General features: G+C 66.7%; 16 protein-coding genes and 1 riboswitch. Of the genes, 9 read left to right on the top strand and 7 right to left on the bottom strand.

Going from position 1 to position 16,024, the window contains the following annotated elements; all coding sequences use genetic code 11:
* Positions 1-42 precede the first annotated feature (42 nt).
* Positions 43-1,092 (top strand): metal ABC transporter solute-binding protein, Zn/Mn family, encoded by a 1,050-nt coding sequence (locus U5L98_RS03505; RefSeq protein ID WP_322556960.1) that lies wholly within the window; start codon positions 43-45, stop codon positions 1,090-1,092.
* Positions 1,093-1,517: 425 nt separating this feature from the next.
* Here the strand turns inward: U5L98_RS03505 and U5L98_RS03500 are convergent, their stop codons facing one another.
* A complete protein-coding gene (locus U5L98_RS03500; RefSeq protein ID WP_322556959.1) occupies positions 1,518-1,661 on the bottom strand; it encodes a hypothetical protein in 144 nt (47 codons plus the stop codon).
* Here U5L98_RS03500 and U5L98_RS03495 point away from each other — a divergent pair.
* The 3 genes from U5L98_RS03495 to U5L98_RS03485 all read left to right on the top strand — a co-directional run bounded on the left by U5L98_RS03495 (position 1,660) and on the right by U5L98_RS03485 (position 5,739).
* Positions 1,660-2,313: an ABC transporter ATP-binding protein gene (locus tag U5L98_RS03495; RefSeq protein ID WP_322556958.1), complete on the top strand. Its 654-nt coding sequence runs from the start codon at positions 1,660-1,662 to the stop codon at positions 2,311-2,313. The genes U5L98_RS03500 and U5L98_RS03495 overlap by 2 nt on opposite strands.
* A 26-nt stretch (positions 2,314-2,339) precedes the next feature.
* Positions 2,340-3,038 carry a TVP38/TMEM64 family protein gene (locus U5L98_RS03490; protein ID WP_322556957.1) on the top strand — a complete coding sequence of 233 codons (699 nt, stop codon included), beginning with the start codon at positions 2,340-2,342 and terminating at the stop codon, positions 3,036-3,038.
* Between the two features lie 184 nt (positions 3,039-3,222).
* Positions 3,223-5,739, top strand: coding sequence for an ABC transporter permease (locus tag U5L98_RS03485; RefSeq protein ID WP_322556956.1), 2,517 nt, complete (start codon positions 3,223-3,225; stop codon positions 5,737-5,739).
* 51 nt (positions 5,740-5,790) lie between these two features.
* On the opposite strand, the gene U5L98_RS03480 is transcribed toward U5L98_RS03485, so the two are convergent.
* Positions 5,791-6,759 carry an ABC transporter substrate-binding protein gene (locus U5L98_RS03480; RefSeq protein ID WP_322556955.1) on the bottom strand — a complete coding sequence of 323 codons (969 nt, stop codon included), beginning with the start codon at positions 6,757-6,759 and terminating at the stop codon, positions 5,791-5,793.
* A gap of 102 nt (positions 6,760-6,861) precedes the next feature.
* On the bottom strand, positions 6,862-7,395 hold the full coding sequence (gene gloA / locus U5L98_RS03475) for a lactoylglutathione lyase (protein ID WP_322556954.1): 534 nt from the start codon (positions 7,393-7,395) through the stop codon (positions 6,862-6,864).
* Positions 7,396-7,636: 241 nt separating this feature from the next.
* Here gloA and U5L98_RS03470 point away from each other — a divergent pair, with 241 nt between their 5' ends.
* Entirely contained in the window at positions 7,637-7,981 is a 345-nt protein-coding gene (locus U5L98_RS03470) for a hypothetical protein (protein WP_322556953.1), read from the top strand.
* Positions 7,982-8,037: 56 nt separating this feature from the next.
* The gene (locus U5L98_RS03465) at positions 8,038-8,559 is read left to right on the top strand and encodes a C40 family peptidase (RefSeq protein WP_322556952.1); all 522 of its coding nucleotides are present in this window, start codon (positions 8,038-8,040) and stop codon (positions 8,557-8,559) included.
* A 59-nt stretch (positions 8,560-8,618) separates the two neighbouring features.
* On the opposite strand, the gene U5L98_RS03460 is transcribed toward U5L98_RS03465, so the two are convergent.
* A complete protein-coding gene (locus U5L98_RS03460; RefSeq protein WP_322556951.1) occupies positions 8,619-8,816 on the bottom strand; it encodes a CopG family transcriptional regulator in 198 nt (65 codons plus the stop codon).
* A 193-nt stretch (positions 8,817-9,009) separates the two neighbouring features.
* On the opposite strand from U5L98_RS03460, the gene dauA reads away from it, so the two are divergent.
* The 3 genes from dauA (at position 9,010) to thiE (ending at position 12,393) form a co-directional block, all read left to right on the top strand.
* Positions 9,010-10,764 (top strand): C4-dicarboxylic acid transporter DauA, encoded by a 1,755-nt coding sequence (gene dauA / locus U5L98_RS03455; RefSeq protein WP_322556950.1) that lies wholly within the window; start codon positions 9,010-9,012, stop codon positions 10,762-10,764.
* A gap of 77 nt (positions 10,765-10,841) precedes the next feature.
* Positions 10,842-10,942: riboswitch (TPP riboswitch) on the top strand.
* A gap of 37 nt (positions 10,943-10,979) precedes the next feature.
* Positions 10,980-11,786: a hydroxyethylthiazole kinase gene (gene thiM, locus U5L98_RS03450; RefSeq protein WP_322556949.1), complete on the top strand. Its 807-nt coding sequence runs from the start codon at positions 10,980-10,982 to the stop codon at positions 11,784-11,786.
* The gene (gene thiE / locus U5L98_RS03445) at positions 11,776-12,393 is read left to right on the top strand and encodes a thiamine phosphate synthase (RefSeq protein WP_322556948.1); all 618 of its coding nucleotides are present in this window, start codon (positions 11,776-11,778) and stop codon (positions 12,391-12,393) included. The genes thiM and thiE overlap by 11 nt, the downstream gene beginning before the upstream one ends.
* 4 nt (positions 12,394-12,397) lie before the next feature.
* On the opposite strand, the gene U5L98_RS03440 is transcribed toward thiE, so the two are convergent.
* From U5L98_RS03440 to U5L98_RS03430, 3 genes are all read right to left on the bottom strand, one after another.
* The gene (locus U5L98_RS03440) at positions 12,398-13,273 is read right to left on the bottom strand and encodes a DMT family transporter (RefSeq protein ID WP_322556947.1); all 876 of its coding nucleotides are present in this window, start codon (positions 13,271-13,273) and stop codon (positions 12,398-12,400) included.
* Positions 13,274-13,382: 109 nt separating this feature from the next.
* Positions 13,383-14,780, bottom strand: coding sequence for a D-alanyl-D-alanine carboxypeptidase (locus tag U5L98_RS03435; protein WP_322556946.1), 1,398 nt, complete (start codon positions 14,778-14,780; stop codon positions 13,383-13,385).
* Positions 14,781-14,945: 165 nt separating this feature from the next.
* Positions 14,946-15,713 carry a sulfite exporter TauE/SafE family protein gene (locus U5L98_RS03430; protein ID WP_322556945.1) on the bottom strand — a complete coding sequence of 256 codons (768 nt, stop codon included), beginning with the start codon at positions 15,711-15,713 and terminating at the stop codon, positions 14,946-14,948.
* Positions 15,714-16,024: the final 311 nt, after the last annotated feature.

The raw sequence follows: 16,024 nt of genomic DNA, 5'->3' as shown, positions 1-16,024 counted from the left end.
CTGACACATCGATCACTGATACAACAACCGAGGAAGAATGCCATGCGTCTCTCCCGTTCATCTGCCCTGCTGGCCGGCGTTTCCACCCTGCTGGCGCTTCCCGTCGCCTTCGCCGCCGAACGCGTGCAGGTGGTCACCAGCTTCAGCATCCTCGCCGACATGATCGAGAACGTCGGCGGAGAGCACGTCGAGGTGACCGCACTGGTGGGGCCGGACAGCGATGCCCATGTCTACTCGCCGCGCCCCGCCGATGCCCGTGCCCTGGCCGAGGCCGACCTGGTGGTGTTCAACGGCCTGCAATTCGAGGGCTGGATCGAGCGGCTGATCGACGCCAGCGACTTCACCGGCCCCCTGGTGGTGACCACCGACGGCATCGAGTCACGCCTCGCCGCTGCCGAGAACGCTGAACACGACGACCACGACGACCACGACGACCACGACGACCACGACGACCACGACGACCACGACGACCACGACGATCATGATGACGGTCATGACCATGGCGATATCGACCCCCACGCCTGGCAGGATCTGGATATGGGCCGGCTCTATGTGGCCAACATCCTGGAGGGCCTGATCGAGGCCGACCCGGACAACAGCGCGGCCTATCAGACCCGTGCCGAGGCTTACCAGGAAGAGATGGCCGCCGTCGATAGCGAACTGCGCCAGCTGCTCGGCGAGATTCCCGCCGGTACCAGCGTGATCACCGGCCACGACTCCTTCGGCCACTTCGCCCGTGCCTATGGCCTGACGTTCCTCTCGCCCCAGGGGCTCTCCACCGAGGCCGAGCCCAGCGCGGCCAACATGGCCCGGTTGATCGACGTGATCCGCGAGGAGAACGTCCAGGCGCTGTTCCACGAGAACATGACCAGCCCGGCGATGATCGACCAGCTGGCCGAGGAAACCGGCCTGACGGTGGCCGGCACCCTCTACGCCGACGCCCTGGCCGGCGAGGGCGAGGCCAGTACCTACCTGGGCATGATGCGCCACAACGCCCGCACCCTGCACGACGCCCTGGCCGAGCCGGGCCACGAGAAAGACGATCATGGGGGCGATGAGCATGGTCACGACGACCATGGCCACGACCACTGAGCGTTACCCCCGCTACGCGACCAACGCCACCTTCGGGTGGCGTTGTCAGCCACTGCCGGCACGGTGCTAGACTCTTCATGAGCCTTTCACGCCCGGAATGTCACCATGCGTCTCAGTAGAGAGCAGCGCCAGCTCATCCTTTCCATCTCCAGGCGACTCGTTGATCACGACGTGGAGGTCCGCGTGTTCGGCTCACGCCTGGATGATACTCGCCGCGGCGGAGACCTCGATCTGCTGCACCGGACGGCCGATCGCTCTACCCAGGCCGAACTGAACAGGCCTGGAGCACGTGCAACTGCCTGTGGATATCGTGACTTATGCACAGGGCACCGAAGCGACTCCCTTCCAGGCCATTGCCCTGAAACAGGCACGGCCTCTCGATGCCGAGGATGCGGCATGAGCCTACATAGGACCTCTTTCATCCCTCACGATAAGTCGTAAGCTTGACCAACAAGCAACTCGGCACCCTCCTGCCAGCCAGGACTTTTCTGCGGAGTTGAGCGGATCTTCGCCTGAGCCATCGGCTGTGCCACCATCACCGGGCCATCGAACGCCAGAGAGGCCGCCATGCTCGAGTTCCGCCAGGTCCACAAGGCCTATGCCACGCCTCAAGGACCGCTCAAGGTGCTGGATGGAGTCGATCTGACCCTCAACGCCGGCGAGAGCCTGGCGCTGATGGGGGAGTCCGGCTGTGGCAAGTCGACCCTGCTGCACCTGGCCGCGGGCCTCGACCTGCCCGATCGCGGCGAGGTCAGGGTCGCCGACCGGCTCATCTCGTCGCTCGGCGAGGCGGACCGGGCGCGGCTGCGTCGTGAGACCCTGGGCCTGGTGTTCCAGCAGTTTCACCTGGTACCGAGCCTGACGGTGCTCGACAACCTGCGCCTGCAGGCACGCCTGGCCGGGCGCGAGCGGTCCGACTGGACAGCCGAACTCATCGAACGGCTGGGCCTGGCCGGCCTGGAGAAGCGCTACCCGGAACAGCTCTCCGGTGGCCAGCAGCAACGTCTGGCCATCGGCCGCGCCCTGGCGCCGCGCCCGGCCCTGCTGCTCGCCGACGAGCCCACCGGCAATCTGGACGAGAGCACCGCCGATGAAGTTCTGGACCTGTTGCTGGCCCTGGTGAGCGACACCGGCTGCGCGCTGCTGATGGTCACCCACAGCCCGAGAGTGGCCGCCCCGCTGGACCGCCGCCTGCAGCTTTCCCGTGGCCGTATCGGCTAATTCAGCGTCGAAAGGATACCGACACCGTGAAAGCCCCTCCCAGCTGGGTCTTCAAGACCGGGCTGATTGCCACCGTGGCGGCCATCATGGCCGGGATCTGGTGGCTGCTCCAGGCGCTGGGTCTGCCCATGAGCTTCTCTCCCTCCGGCATCGCCGGATGGTTCAACAGCCAGGGCAGCCTGGGCCCCCTGCTGCTCCTGCTGTTGATGACGCTGGCGGTGGTGGTCGGCCCGATCCCCACCCTGCCGGTGACCGCGGCCGCCGGGCTGGCCTTCGGCCTGCTCCCGGGCGCGTTGCTGTCGATCGTCGGCGCCATGGCCGGCGCCATGATCGCCTTCACCCTGGCCCGGCTGCTGGGGCGTGAGGCCTTGCGCGCCAGGCTGCCAAGCAATCCGCTGTTCGGTCACCAGGGCTCGCAGCGGCTGCTGTTGCTCACCGTACTGGTCACGCGTCTAGTGCCCATCTTCTCGTTTGCCCTGGTGAGCTACGCCGCCGGGGTCACCGCCATCACCACGGGGCGCTTTGCACTGGGTACCATGGTCGGCATGCTGCCCATGACCCTGGTGTTCGCCAGCCTGGGGCGAGCCTTCGAGCTGAACCCGTTGCTATCGATCATGGCTGTCGTCGCGGTGCTCACAGTGATGAGCCTGCTGCCCTGGTACCTGAATCGACGACGCCACTCCCGGCTGGCCCATTGGCTGCACCTCGATGAGCCCGAGAAGTAACCGGAAGCTGACGGCTAAGCGACTATCGCTGCGCTGCTCACGCCGGTAGTGCTCGGGGCGTTGCCCGAAGCGAGACCGCATTCTGGGAGCTGTACGCCTGCCATTCCCCGCCTTGTCGCTTCTGTGAGACGATACCGGTAAAAGGGGCCACGCGGCCCCGCTCGTCTGCCACCTACGTGCTCCCATGCTCACCACCCTGGCCACCCTGCTCTCCCACTATCGCCGCCACCCCGGCCAGCTGGCCATGCTGCTGCTGGGCCTGTGGGTGGCAAGTGCGCTGTGGAGCGGTGTGCAGGCGATCAATGCCTCGGCCCGCGACAGCTATGACCGGGCCGAGGCGCTCTTCACCACTGGCCTGGACCGCCTGGAGCGTCGCGACAGCGAGCCCCTTGACCGTGAAGATTTCGTGACCCTGCGCCGCGCCGGCCTGCCAGTCTCACCGCTGCTGGAAGGCCGGGTGTTAACGGCAAAGGGCGAGCGGCTGACGGTGATCGGCATCTACCCGCTGACCCTGCCCGGCGACAGCGCCTTCGCCACGGCAGGCAGTGGCGGTGAGCTGACGGCCTTCTTCACGCCCCCCTGGCAGACCCGGCTGGCCCCGGATACCGCCCCGCGGTTAGGGCTCGAGCGGCAGACGGCGCCCGGCGCCGAACCAGCGTTGGCCGATGGCCGGCGGCTGCCACCGCTGGTCCTCGCGCCCTCGCTTCCGCCGGACACCCTGGTGATGGATATCGCCGCTGCGGCCCGCCTGCTGGAGCGTGGCACCACACTCAGCCGGCTGGTGACCGCACCCGGCGCCCTGGAGGCGGCCCCCGAGGGCTATCGGCTCAGCCGCGCCGAGACCCTGGTCGACCCGGGCGAGCTCACCGCGAGCTTCCACCTCAATCTCACCGCCATGGCGCTGCTGGCGCTGATCGTCGGGCTCTTCATCGTCCAGGCGGCGCTGGGCCTGGCGCTGGAGCAGCGCCTGGGGCTGCTGCGAACGCTGCGCGCCCTGGGCGTTCCGGGGCGCACGCTGGTGGGCCTGCTGGCGCTCGAGCTGGTCCTGCTGGGCATCATCGGCGCCCTGGCGGGTATCGCCAGCGGCGTGTGGCTGGCCCGTGTCCTGCTGCCGGACGTGGCGGCCACGCTGCAGAACCTTTACGGCGCCGCGGTGGGCACGGAATTGCGCCTGCCCTGGCACTACTGGATGGGCGGACTCGGGGTGACCCTGGGCGGGCTCTTCGTCGCCGGCAGCGGCACGCTGTGGCGGGCCTCGCGGCTCGGCGTACTGGGAATGGGCCAGGCCCAGGCGTGGCGCGCAAGCTTCCAGCGACAGCTGCGTGGCCAGGTCATCGCCGGCACCCTGGCCGCCCTGCTGGCCCTGGCGGTCTGGGCCTGGCTGAGCGCACAGCCCCCCGGCGAGGGACTGGTCGCCGGCTTCGTGCTGGTGGGGGCGATGATGCTGGCCTGCGCCCTCTGGCTCTCGCCGCTGCTGGCGGCCGGGCTTGCCGGCCTGGGACGGCTTGCACGCCGCACTCCTCTGACCCAGTGGGCGCTGGCCGACCTGCAGCTCCAGTTGCCGCGCCTCTCGCTGGCCATGATGGCGCTGCTGATCGCCCTCTCCGCCAACCTGGGCGTCGGTAGCATGGTCGGCGGCTTTCGCCTTACCTTTCTTGACTGGCTCGACCAGCGGCTGACCGCCGACCTCTACCTGAGACCGCCAACCGAGCAGTTCGATGCGGTGCAGGCCTGGCTGGACGGGCGCGACGACGTCGCCGAACTACTGCCCACTGCCAGCGCAGAGTCGACCCTGCTCGAGGTCCGGGCCGGCGACGACGATCGGCGTCTCGAGGTGCCGGTATCGCTGTTCGGTATCACCCCGGGAACCCGGCTCACCCCGACATGGCCGCTGCTCGAGAGCCGGGAGGGGCGAGGTGCGGCCTGGGCGGCGCTCGAGGACGGCGAAGCCTTTATCAACGAACAGCTGGCACTCGGCCACGGTATCGGCCCCGGGGACCGGCTGGCCCTGCGCTCGCCGGACGGCCAGCAGACGATGACGGTGGCCGCCATCTACCCAGACTACGGAAACCCGCGTGGCGAAGTGCTGATGACCGCGACAATGCTGCGGGAACGCTTCGCGGCCAAGCCGGAGTCGATCGGCATCGTGCTCGCCGATACGGCCGACTCGGACGGGAGCAAGGCCGATACGCTCTCCCGCGAGCTGGCCGAACGTTTCGCGCTGGACCAGGAGGCGCTGATCGACCAGCGCCAGGTCAAGGCACTCTCTACCGACATCTTCGAGCGCACCTTTTCCATCACCCGAGCGCTCAATGCCCTGACCCTGGCCGTGGCGGCCCTGGCCCTGCTTGCCAGCCTGCTCGCCCAGGCGCGGGAGCGCCGCCGTCGGCTCGCGCCGCTCTGGGCCCTGGGCGTGACCCGCGGGCGCCTCGCCGGCATCCAGCTAGTTCAGCTGGGCGGCGCAGCGCTGGTCACGGGTCTGGCCGCCGTGCCGCTGGGCATTGCCATCACCGCCTGCCTGGTGGCGGTGATCAACGTGGCCGCCTTCGGCTGGCGCCTGCCGCTGCATGTCTTCCCTGTCGAGATCGTCGTCACCCTGGGCACAGCGCTGCTGGTGGCACTGCTGGCAACCGGTCTGCCGGCCCTGACGCTCTGGCGCACATCCCCCCGCACCTTGCTGGCAGAGGGGGAAGCAACATGATGCGCCAGGCCCCTGGGCGGCCTCGTCGTTGTGCACGTAGCGCGGCAAGCATCAGGCGCCGGGTATCTCCAGCGCCTGCTGCACGACTGGCCAGCCCGGCTCGCCGTCGCGGGTGGTCACACCTTCCAGAAAGGCCTGTACCTTGCCGGGATTGTCGCGGATCCAGTCCAGCGCCACCGCCTCGGGCTCGCGCTCCTCGTAGCTGAAGCCACGGATCATCGCGCTCTGATCTTCGGCCGTGAAACTGAGCTGATCAAGCAACAGGGTGGCGTTGGGACTGGCCTCGGCGAAGTCGCTGGTGACTAGAGTGCGCACGTCGCTGCGCCCGCCGTCAGGCCCCCACATGTCCTGGGTATCGGTCAGGTACTCGAGGTCGTACTCGATGTTCATCCAGTGAGGGGTCCAGCCGGCGAAGACGATCCACTCCTCACGATTGATGGCCGCCTCCACGGCGCTGAGCATGCCCGGCGTTGAGGTCTCGGACAGCTTCCAGTCGCCCAGGCCATAGGTGTCGTTCTCCACGGCCTCGTTGAGGGTGTCGCTCATGCCGGAGCCCACCTCAATGGAGTAGATGGTGCGATCGAGCTTTTCGGCGATCTCTTCGTCGGCCAGGTCCTCGGCGGAGGTCACGCCGGCCTCATGAACATAGGTCGGCACGGCAAAACCCAGTCGTGCTCCCTCGACATTATTGCCGAGATCGACGATGGCGCCCTTTTCCATAGTGGCATCGAACATCGCTTGCTGGGCGGGCAGCCAGGCGGCGAGGAAGACATCCAGCTCACCCTGGGTGAGGGCTTCGTAGGTGATGGTCGAGCCCAGCTCCTGCTGGCGGGTCTCATAGCCCAGGGCATCCAGCAGCTGGCCGGCCAGGGCACTCTTGACGGTGACGCCGGGCCAGGCGGGTACCGAGAAGCGCACTTCGGTGGGCTCTTCGGCCAGGGCGGTGGCGCTCCAGGCCAGAGGGGCGGCCAGCAGGGCACCGGCCAGGGCAAGGTTCACGGGACGGTTAAGCACTTTCATCGAATCTCCTTGGCAGATCATGCCATGAACAAACAGGGTAAGGACCTTATCCCTCTGAGCCGTAGAAGGCAAAGATCGCCCCGCCGGGACGACGCAGCAGGCTCAGTCGCCCTTGCCCGCCATACGGTCGGCCTGGATCACCTCAATCCAGTAGCCGTCGACGTCCTTCACGAAAACCACATCCTTCATCTTGCCCTGGTCGGCGCGCTTGACGAATTCCACATCGTTGGCGTCGAACCAGGTCTCCGCGGCCTCGAGATTCGGCACGCTGAAGCAGATATGGCCGAAGCCCTGGGGTTCGGCATTGCCGTCGTGGTAGGCGAAGCCTTCCTTCTCCTCTGTGCCCCAGTTGTGGGTCAGCTCCAGCACGCCACGCTGGCTGAAGGTCCAGACGGTGCGCTCCCCGGTCTCCTCCGGGACGGTCTCGCCGGCTTCCAGCTGCGCCAGAAAGTAGAGCGAGAACTGCATCTCCTCGAAGTCGAGCCGGCGCAGCACCCGCATGCCGAAGACGCGGGTATAGAAGGCCAACGCCTTCTCGGGGTCCTTGATCCGCAACATGGTGTGGTTGAGGCGAAAGCCCTCGCTATCGGCGGTGGGCGTCTGGACGCCGGGGTGCTGTTCTCCCTGAAAGCTCATGGGGGCTCCTTTTCACTGAGGTGGACGAACAATCTTCTTTAGTGGGGGTATTCAGGGCACTTTTCCACCCCGCCGGACGAATCACCGCTGACAACGCGAGCCGTTAGTTCCTTTATAAGGCATATACACATCATTCATGCAGTGTCACAACACCAGCAACGGATACGACTGAGGCCTCTTGATATGACCTGACAACCTTCTACACTAGTTGTACACACACCAACTCTGAGGAGGCAACACAATGTCCATCCCGGCCTGTCAGCTGGGTGACCATGTCACTCTCAAGGAAATCTCCAATGCCATCGCCCATGGCCTTACGCCGATCGTCGAGGTCGAATCGATGGATGGCATCTATACGGTGCGGTTCCACCACGCCAATGATGTCTCGGAACTCTCCGACAACCAGGGCAAGACCCGCACTTTCCTCGGCACTGGAGAGATCCGCGATCTGCTCGGTGGCATCGGCCTGACCCATGGCGTGCTGACCTGGGGCGACCAGTGCGGCGACGAGATGATCGGCGTACCGGGGCATGCCCTCTCACCGGACGAGATGCTGGCCAGTGGTGCGCGCATTTCCTTTCGCTAATACATACCGACGGTATAGGCTGACGGCTTAACCGCCCAAGAGTGACCGCGACGGAGATGACCGAGACATCTGCCCTGCCCCGCCTCTCTCTCGGCCATGCCCTGACGACGGCCGGCAATCGCCTGCTGGTCATGATGTTCCTCGTCGCCCTGCTGACCGGCTGTGCGGGACGCGAGCTCGCCACCCGAGAAGCGCCGGGGGAGCTCTCCATCGACCGGGCGCTGATCCTCGCCGAGGCCAAGCGGGCGCTGGGCACGCCCTATCGCCTGGGCGGCACCACCGAGCGCGGCATGGATTGCTCGGGGCTGGTCCAGCGTGCCTACTCCCGGGCCGGCATCCGCGTGCCAAGCACTTCCCGGGAACAGTTCGAGGCCCTGCCACGGGCCGATGCGGCTCGCCCCGGCGACCTGCTGTTCTTCGCCACCGCCGGCGGCGGCAAGCCGAGCCACGTAGGCATCTACCTGGGCGACGGCGAGATGATCCACGCCCCGGGGAGAGGCCGTCGTGTCACCACCACCGCGCTGGCCCTGGACTACTGGCAGGAACGCTTCCTGGGCGCCGCCGCGCCCGCGCCCTGACGCCTCTTCTCCCACCTCCTTCGGCACAATCGTTTCCTGCCCTGCCGAGTGCCGCAAAATCACTCCCGTCCCGGCGCGTCCCTGGTGGCCAGGTCGGGGCGTGTCTCGTATTCCACACCATGGTCGCGCAGATAGTCGCGGATCAGCTGTCGCACCACCTGGGACGGGGTCAGGTCCTGTGCCGCACAGAGCTGCTCGAAGGCCCGCTTCTTGTGCGGGTCGATCAGCAGGGTCAGGCGTGCCGTCTTTTTTTCCATCGTGATTCTCCGGAAACATTATCATCAAATGTTAATACCCGCTGCCACCCGTGGCAATGCCGGGGCACATTTGTCGAAAATACTAACGGCATGTTAATGTTATTCACATAAGCAACCGGATCACCGCCTACCTCGGGTGCGGCCACCAGCCCATCCAGGGGATGGGTGACCCCGCAAGGAGGAGACCTCGCGCATGGCACGCCACCGACCGCCACCGCGACTTCCCGGCATCGCCACCGGCCTGCGCGCGGCCTGGCGAGATGGCTACGGCCTGGACGACCTGCGCCGCGACGTGCTGGCCGGGCTGACCATCGGCACCGTGGCGGTGCCGCTCTCCATGGCGCTGGCCATCGCCACCGGCGTGCCCCCACAGCACGGGCTCTACACGGCAATCGTCGCCGGCGCCATCATCGCGCTAACCGGCGGCTCACGCTTCAACGTCTCGGGCCCAACGGCGGCCTTCGTCGTCATCCTCTTTCCCATCGTTCAGCAGTACGGTCTGGGTGGCCTACTGATCGCCACGATGATGGCCGGGCTGATCCTGGTGGCGCTGGGCCTCACCGGTATGGGGCGCCTCATCCAGTACGTGCCTTATCCCGTGGTATTGGGCTTCACCGCGGGGATCGCTGTGGTGATCGCGGTACTGCAGGTGCCCGACTTCCTGGGCCTTCAGGTCGGCCAGCTGGGCGAGCACTTCGTCGAGAACCTGGGGCGCATCGCCGCCTCACTGCCGAGCCTGAGTCCGCTGGAACTGGGGGTCGGGGCCTTCACCCTGGGGGTCATGCTGCTCTGGCCGCGCCTGCATGTACCGATTCCGGCGCCGCTGATCGGGCTGGTGGTCGGCGCGGTGGCGGCCTACGCGGTCAACCACGGGATCGGCGACCCGAGCACGGGTAACCTGGTGGAAACCATCGCCTCACGTTTTACCTGGGAGGCCAATGGCGAAACGGGCAGCGGCATCCCGCCGATCGCCCCGAGCTTCACGGCCCCCTGGCGGCTGCCTGGCGCGGATGGCGAGCCGCTGGTGGTGGATTTCGCCCTGTTACGCGCCCTGCTGGGTCCCGCCTTCGCCATCGCCATGCTGGGGGCGATCGAGTCGCTGCTCTGCGCGGTGGTGTCCGATGGCCTGACGCGGACCCGGCATGACCCCAACGCCGAGCTGATCGGCCAGGGGCTGGGCAACATCGTCGCGCCACTGTTCGGCGGTATCACCGCCACGGCCGCCATCGCTCGCACCGCCACCAATATTCGCAGCGGCGCCCGCTCGCCGATCGCGGCGGTGGTGCATGCGCTGGTGGTACTGCTGGCGGTGGTTGCCCTGGCCGGCTTGTTAGGGCTGGTGCCGATGGCCGCGCTGGCGGCGCTGCTGTTCATCGTCGCCTGGAACATGAGCGAGGCCCGCCACTTTCTGCACACCCTGCGCTCAGCCCCGCCGGGGGATGTGGCCATCCTGGTAACCTGTTTCACCCTGACGGTGGTCTTCGACATGGTACTGGCGGTGGCCGTGGGCATGGGGCTCGCCGCCGCCCTGTTCATCCGGCGCATGTCGCTGTTGACCCAGACCGAGCGTGTCGACGCGGCCACCCATGCCAGCATCGATCCGCTGCCCGACGAGGTCACGCTCTACGATATCAACGGCCCGCTGTTCTTCGGCGCCGCCGAAAAAGCGCTCACTTCGCTGCACCTGGTGGACCCAAACGTGCGGATCGTCATCCTCGACATGCATGACGTGCCGAGCATAGATGGCACCGCCATCGTGGCGCTGAAGACGCTGATCGACGAGATGCATCGCGAAGAAGTCGCCCTGGTGCTGGTCGGGCTTCCGACCCGGATTATCGTCAAGCTACGCCGCGCGGGTATCCGCCGCACTGCCGGCCAGCTGACCTTCTGCCGGGAGCTGACTAACGCCCGGAAGGTGGCCCTGCGCTGGCTCGCGCGAACCGCCTGAAGGGCAGCGGCGCCAACTCCGAGAAGGCCTGAGCTCGGCCTTTCCTTTACAGCCGGTAGGCGCGCGGGGATAGTGACAGCTGACGACAGGGGCGCCGCGGCGAGACCGCCACGGCTGAGATGCACCCTCGGAACCTGACCCGGATAATGCCGGCGTAGGGAGTCGTGCGGCTCAGGCCCTTCGCCGACCTGCACTTCCCGCGCCGGGGAGGCACTATGCATTCTATCGATCCCGCCGCCCACCTGACCCGGGTGCGCGAGACCAGCCCGCTGGTCCACAACATCACCAACCATGTCGCCATGAACAGCATGGCCAACGTGCTGCTGGCCATCGGCGCTTCGCCGGCCATGGTCCATGCCCGCGAGGAAGCCGCCGAGTTCACCGCGCTGGCAGGCGCCCTCACCCTCAACATCGGCACCCTCTCGCCCCATTGGGTCGACGCCATGGAGGCCTCTGCGCTGGCCGCCAGGGAGACGGGCCGTCCCTGGGTGCTGGATCCCGTGGCCGTGGGCGCCACGCGCTATCGCCGCGAGACCGGCGAACGGCTGCTGGCGCTGTCGCCGGACGTGATCCGCGGCAACGCCTCGGAGATCATCGCCCTGGCCGGGCAGGCCGGCGGCGGACGCGGTGTGGACAGCACCGACCCAGCCGAAGCCGCTCTCGAGGCCGCTCGCCAGTTGGCTCATCAAACGGGCGGCGTGGTCGCGGTGACCGGCGAGGTGGACCTGGTCACCGACGGCCGGCGGGTTGCCCACGTCTACGGTGGTCATCCGCTGATGCCCCGGGTCACCACCCTAGGCTGCGCGCTGACCGGCGTGGTAGCAGCGTTCGTAGCCAACGCCGATGACTCCTTCGAGGCGACGGTGGCGGCGCTGGCCTGCTACGGCGTGGCAGGCGAACTGGCCGGTGAAGTCGCCCATGGCCCAGGCAGCTTTGCGGTAGCCTTCCTCGACGCCCTCTTTCATCTCGATGGCGAAACCCTGGCCGAACGGGCCCGAGTGGAGATGCACGATGCGCCTTGATCTATCGCTCTATCTGATCACGGACCGGGAGCTCTGCGCTGACTTGGGGCTGGTGGAGACCGTGATGGCGGCAGTACGCGGCGGTGTGACGATGGTGCAGCTGCGTGACAAGCACGCCAGCGATGCCGATCTGATCGACCAGGCGCGTCGCCTCAAGGCGGCGCTTTCCGGCAGCGGCGTGCCGCTGATCATCAATGATCGGCTGGGGGTAGCTCTGGCTTGCGGTGCCGAAGGCCTGCACATCGGCCAGGACGACGGCGACGTGGCCAGGGCCCGCGCGGCGCTGGGCCCGGAGGCGATTCTCGGGCTCTCGGTACAGAACCATGAGCAGATGGTCCGCGTCGATACCGAGTACCTCGACTACCTGGGTCTGGGCCCGGTATTCGCCACCCCCAGCAAGCACGACCACGCCGCACCGCTGGGCTTCGAGGGGCTGGCAAGCCTGGTGGCGGCCAGCCCCTTACCCACCGTGGCCATCGGCGGCCTCAAGGCCGAGCACGTGGCCGCGACGCACCAGGCTGGCGCCCAAGGCCTGGCAGTGGTCTCCGCGATCTGCGGCGCTCCCGACCCAGAAGCCGCCGCGCGCGCATTCTGCTCGCCAAGCTGAGTGGTCAGGAGGTCGGCCGGCGCTTCAGGGTGGTGCGCCGCTCATGATAGGCGATCGCCAGGCCGCTGCCGATGATCAGGGCGCTGCCGATAAACACCCAGATATCCGGCATCTCGCCCCAGAACCACCAGCCCAGCAGCACCGCCCAGAGCATGGCGGTGTAGTCGAAGGGGGCGGCGATGGCCGCCGGGGCATGGCGGAAGGCCATGGTGATGAAGGCCGTGGCGCCCACCCCGAAGATGCCCGAACCCAAGAATGCTGGCCAGTGCCAGGGATGGGGCGTCTGCCACACCCAGGGCAGCGCCAGGGCGGTCAGTAAAAATGGCACCAGGGTCATGTAGAAGACCATCGCCCAGAGGTGCTCGGTGCCACCCCAGCGTCGCGCGGTGATCATCATCAGCGCATAGAAGACCGCCGCGCCGATCAGCGCCAGGGCGCCGGGATCGAAGGCCTCGCCGCCAGGACGCACCACGATCAGCACCCCCGCGAAGCCCACCAGCGAGGCCGCCAGCACCGGCCCCTCGATGCGCTCGCCCAGCAGCGGCACCGAGAGCAGGGTGACGAACAGCGGTGCCACGAAGGCGATGGCAGTGGCCTCGGCCAGCGGCAGCAGGGTCAGTCCCAGCACGAAGCAGAACATGGTGCCGCTGTAGATCAGCCCACGCAGCAGGTGGATCCCGGGGCGTCGTGTGCGCAGCTTGCTCAGGCCGCCACCGAACCGGGCCAGCACCGCGATCATCGGCAGCGAGACCAGGGTACGAAAGAAGATGATCTGTAGTGGTGAGTGCACCTCGCCCAGCCACTTGGCGATGGCGTCGCCGATGGCCAGGCAGAGCACACCCAGGCACATGAAGCCGATGCCCTTGAATGACGATGACACGCCGATGCCCTCCCCTGGCGGAACCCCAAAAAGCCACCCCGCCGGCCTGGGGCCGGCGGGGTGGGTGGAGATCACTACGCTAGTCGGTGACGTGCCGGAGGGCAAGCCCTCACAGGCTGGCCTGGACCACCATGCACTCCATGCCCTGGGCCACCAGGCGACGGCAGGCGGTATGAGCCTGCCCCTCGTTCATGTCCACCAGGCGGGCACGGTAGATGCCGGCCTTTTCGGCGTCGGCCACGGCGACCCGAGCGTCGGTCAGCTCGCTGGCCAGCTGATGGGCGGCACGGGACGCCAGGGTACGGGCATGGCCGGCATCGCTGAAGGCACCCACCTGCACGCCCCAGCTCCTGCGCTGGATGGCGCCTTCCTGGAGAGGGAGGAAATCCGCCACCGGGGGTGTGCTGGCCATGAGCTCACGTATGGGATCGTCGGTCGAGCCCTGCTCCAGGCCCACCATGGCGGTGGAGACCGGCGATTCAACACGGACGACCCGCGACGCCACCTGTCTCGGAGTCTCCACAGCCGCCGTCGGCGCCGCGGTCGGTGACGTAATGGTCGATGTGCCAAGGTTGGCCAGACGGACCCGGTCGCCGACCGGCTGCCCTGGAGCCTGGGGGTCACCCGGCATCAACCGCCCTCCGGTGATATCGGCACTGGCCAGCCAGCCGCGACCATCGGCCAGCGAGGCACGCATGAAACTGCGATCCAGCAGGTCGGCGGTGTGGGCATCCCGCGAGGCGGCGCTGAAGCCACCCATCACGACGGTCAGCAGGCGACGATCGTCACGCACCGCCGAGGTGGCCACATTGAAGCCCGAGGCACGGATGAAGCCAGTCTTCATGCCGTCTGCGCCGGCGTAATTATCCAGCAGCCGATTGTGGCCGGTGATGGTCTTGCCGCGCCAGGTGAAGCTCGTCCGCGAAAAAAAGGGATAGTACTGAGGGAAGTCGCGCATCACGCTACGGGCGAGCACCGCCATGTCGCGAGCTGTGGTCACTTGGGCGGCATCGGGCAGACCGTTGGGATTCCGGAAGGTGGTACTGTGCATGCCCAGCGCGCGAGCCTTATCGGTCATCATGCGACCGAAATGCGTTTCGCTGCCACCCAGGGCCTCGGCCACCACCACGGCCACATCGTTGGCCGACTTGATCACCAGCGCCTCGATGGCCTTCTCCACTGGAATGGTCGATCCCGCCTTCACATAGAGCTTCGAGGCCTGTTTGGAGGCGGCATAGGAGGAAACCGACAGCGGCGAACCGAGTTGCAGTTCGCCCCGCTCGAGTGCCTCGAAGAGAAGATAGAGCGTCATCATCTTGGTCAGCGACGCGGGATAGCGCAGCTTGTCTGCATTCTCGGCGTAGAGGATCTCCTGGCTGTCGGCATCGATGACGATACCGGCATAGCGAGGATTGGCCTGGACGGCCGTAGCTGCAAGCAGCAGGCAGGCCAGCAGCGCGAAGATGCCCCCACTACGGCGCCAGTTATTCGTTGTGATAGGCACCATGTCGTGTTCCCTCGAAGTTTATTTATTGTTGCCCAATGCCATTATGGCTGTCTATGGCGCCCTGTACAGGTCAGAAAGCGGACTTTTCCCGGTTTTTTTCGCTGTTTTAACCCTTTTTCCATCCTTACACACTGCGCCACTGCCCAAACTGATTGAGTGTAACTATCACCCTGCCCCTGCCAACCGCTGCCCCCCTAACCACACCAGGCGCAGCGCAAGCAGCGTCAGCGCCCACTTGAACAAGATGTCGAAGCGGTGCTCCGGGAGCCAATGCAGGAGGCGCAGTCCCAGCCAGGTGCCGACAAAACCCGCCGCTACCATCATCAGCATCAGCGGCAGCCAGTCCCGGAAGACAAAGCCGGCCACGCCGAAGACGAAGGCCTTGGTCAGGTGCTGCAGCAGCATGCAGGCGGAGAAGGTCGCCACCTTGGCCAGACGCCCTTCCTGGCTCTGCTTGATGAAGGCGGCCACTACGGGGCCGCTGGCACCCACCAGGCTGGAGAGCAGTGTGGTGACGGCGCCGACGACAAACACGCCCCACCGCCCCAAGGCCCGTTTCGGCAGTCCTGGCCCCCAGCAGGTGAAGAGCACGAAGGCGGCGATGCTCAACTCCAATACTCCCGCCGGCAGACGCACCAGCAACCAGGCGGCGGCCAGCGCGCCCAGCAACACCCCCGGTATGAAGGCAACGAGCATGGCACGATCGACATGACGCCAGGTCATCGCCGTGCGGCCGACATTGGAGCCAAACTGCACCATGCCGTGGACCGGGATCAGCGCCGCCGCCGGCATTACCTGAGCCAGTACCATGATCATCAGCACCCCGCCCCCGACACCCACCGCGGCGGTGAAGGCCGAGGTAAAGACCGAGATCACGATCAGTAGAAGGTTGATCCCCGACGAGAGCGGCGAGAGAACGTCCAGCAGCGCCATCATGCACTCCCTGCTAAACCGTAAGACAGCGGCCCATGCTAACGGTGATTTCCGCAACGGTCGTTGTCTCGATCTATGCTTCCTGGTTTGTCGCTTTATGCAAAAAGATTCGCTTAAAGTCGAGACGAGGGTAAGGCAAGGGGAAGTCACCGCTCGACATCTCGAATCCATCACCCAAGGAGCGGAGCATGAACCGCAACGTCGTCCTGACCTGTGCCGTCACCGGCGCCGGCGACACCACTGGCAAGAACCCCAACGTTCCCGTCACGCCCAAGCCAGATCGCCGATGACTGCATCGCCGCCGCCAGGGC

Origin of the sequence: Halomonas sp. (assembly GCF_034520545.1) — a bacterium.
GTDB lineage: Bacteria > Pseudomonadota > Gammaproteobacteria > Pseudomonadales > Halomonadaceae > Halomonas.
This window is presented reverse-complemented; position numbering and strand designations above follow the sequence as displayed.

What these genes read in the sequence shown, in the direction of transcription:
- U5L98_RS03505 (WP_322556960.1), top strand. Translation starts at nt 43, where the DNA reads ATGCGTCTCTCCCGTTCATCTGCCCTGCTGGCCGGCGTTTCCACCCTG.
- U5L98_RS03495 (WP_322556958.1), top strand. Translation starts at nt 1,660, where the DNA reads ATGCTCGAGTTCCGCCAGGTCCACAAGGCCTATGCCACGCCTCAAGGA.
- U5L98_RS03500 (WP_322556959.1), bottom strand. Translation starts at nt 1,661, where the DNA reads ATGGCGGCCTCTCTGGCGTTCGATGGCCCGGTGATGGTGGCACAGCCG.
- U5L98_RS03485 (WP_322556956.1), top strand. Translation starts at nt 3,223, where the DNA reads ATGCTCACCACCCTGGCCACCCTGCTCTCCCACTATCGCCGCCACCCC.
- U5L98_RS03480 (WP_322556955.1), bottom strand. Translation starts at nt 6,759, where the DNA reads ATGAAAGTGCTTAACCGTCCCGTGAACCTTGCCCTGGCCGGTGCCCTG.
- gloA (WP_322556954.1), bottom strand. Translation starts at nt 7,395, where the DNA reads ATGAGCTTTCAGGGAGAACAGCACCCCGGCGTCCAGACGCCCACCGCC.
- U5L98_RS03470 (WP_322556953.1), top strand. Translation starts at nt 7,637, where the DNA reads ATGTCCATCCCGGCCTGTCAGCTGGGTGACCATGTCACTCTCAAGGAA.
- U5L98_RS03465 (WP_322556952.1), top strand. Translation starts at nt 8,038, where the DNA reads ATGACCGAGACATCTGCCCTGCCCCGCCTCTCTCTCGGCCATGCCCTG.
- U5L98_RS03460 (WP_322556951.1), bottom strand. Translation starts at nt 8,816, where the DNA reads ATGGAAAAAAAGACGGCACGCCTGACCCTGCTGATCGACCCGCACAAG.
- dauA (WP_322556950.1), top strand. Translation starts at nt 9,010, where the DNA reads ATGGCACGCCACCGACCGCCACCGCGACTTCCCGGCATCGCCACCGGC.
- thiM (WP_322556949.1), top strand. Translation starts at nt 10,980, where the DNA reads ATGCATTCTATCGATCCCGCCGCCCACCTGACCCGGGTGCGCGAGACC.
- thiE (WP_322556948.1), top strand. Translation starts at nt 11,776, where the DNA reads ATGCGCCTTGATCTATCGCTCTATCTGATCACGGACCGGGAGCTCTGC.
- U5L98_RS03435 (WP_322556946.1), bottom strand. Translation starts at nt 14,780, where the DNA reads ATGGTGCCTATCACAACGAATAACTGGCGCCGTAGTGGGGGCATCTTC.
- U5L98_RS03430 (WP_322556945.1), bottom strand. Translation starts at nt 15,713, where the DNA reads ATGGCGCTGCTGGACGTTCTCTCGCCGCTCTCGTCGGGGATCAACCTT.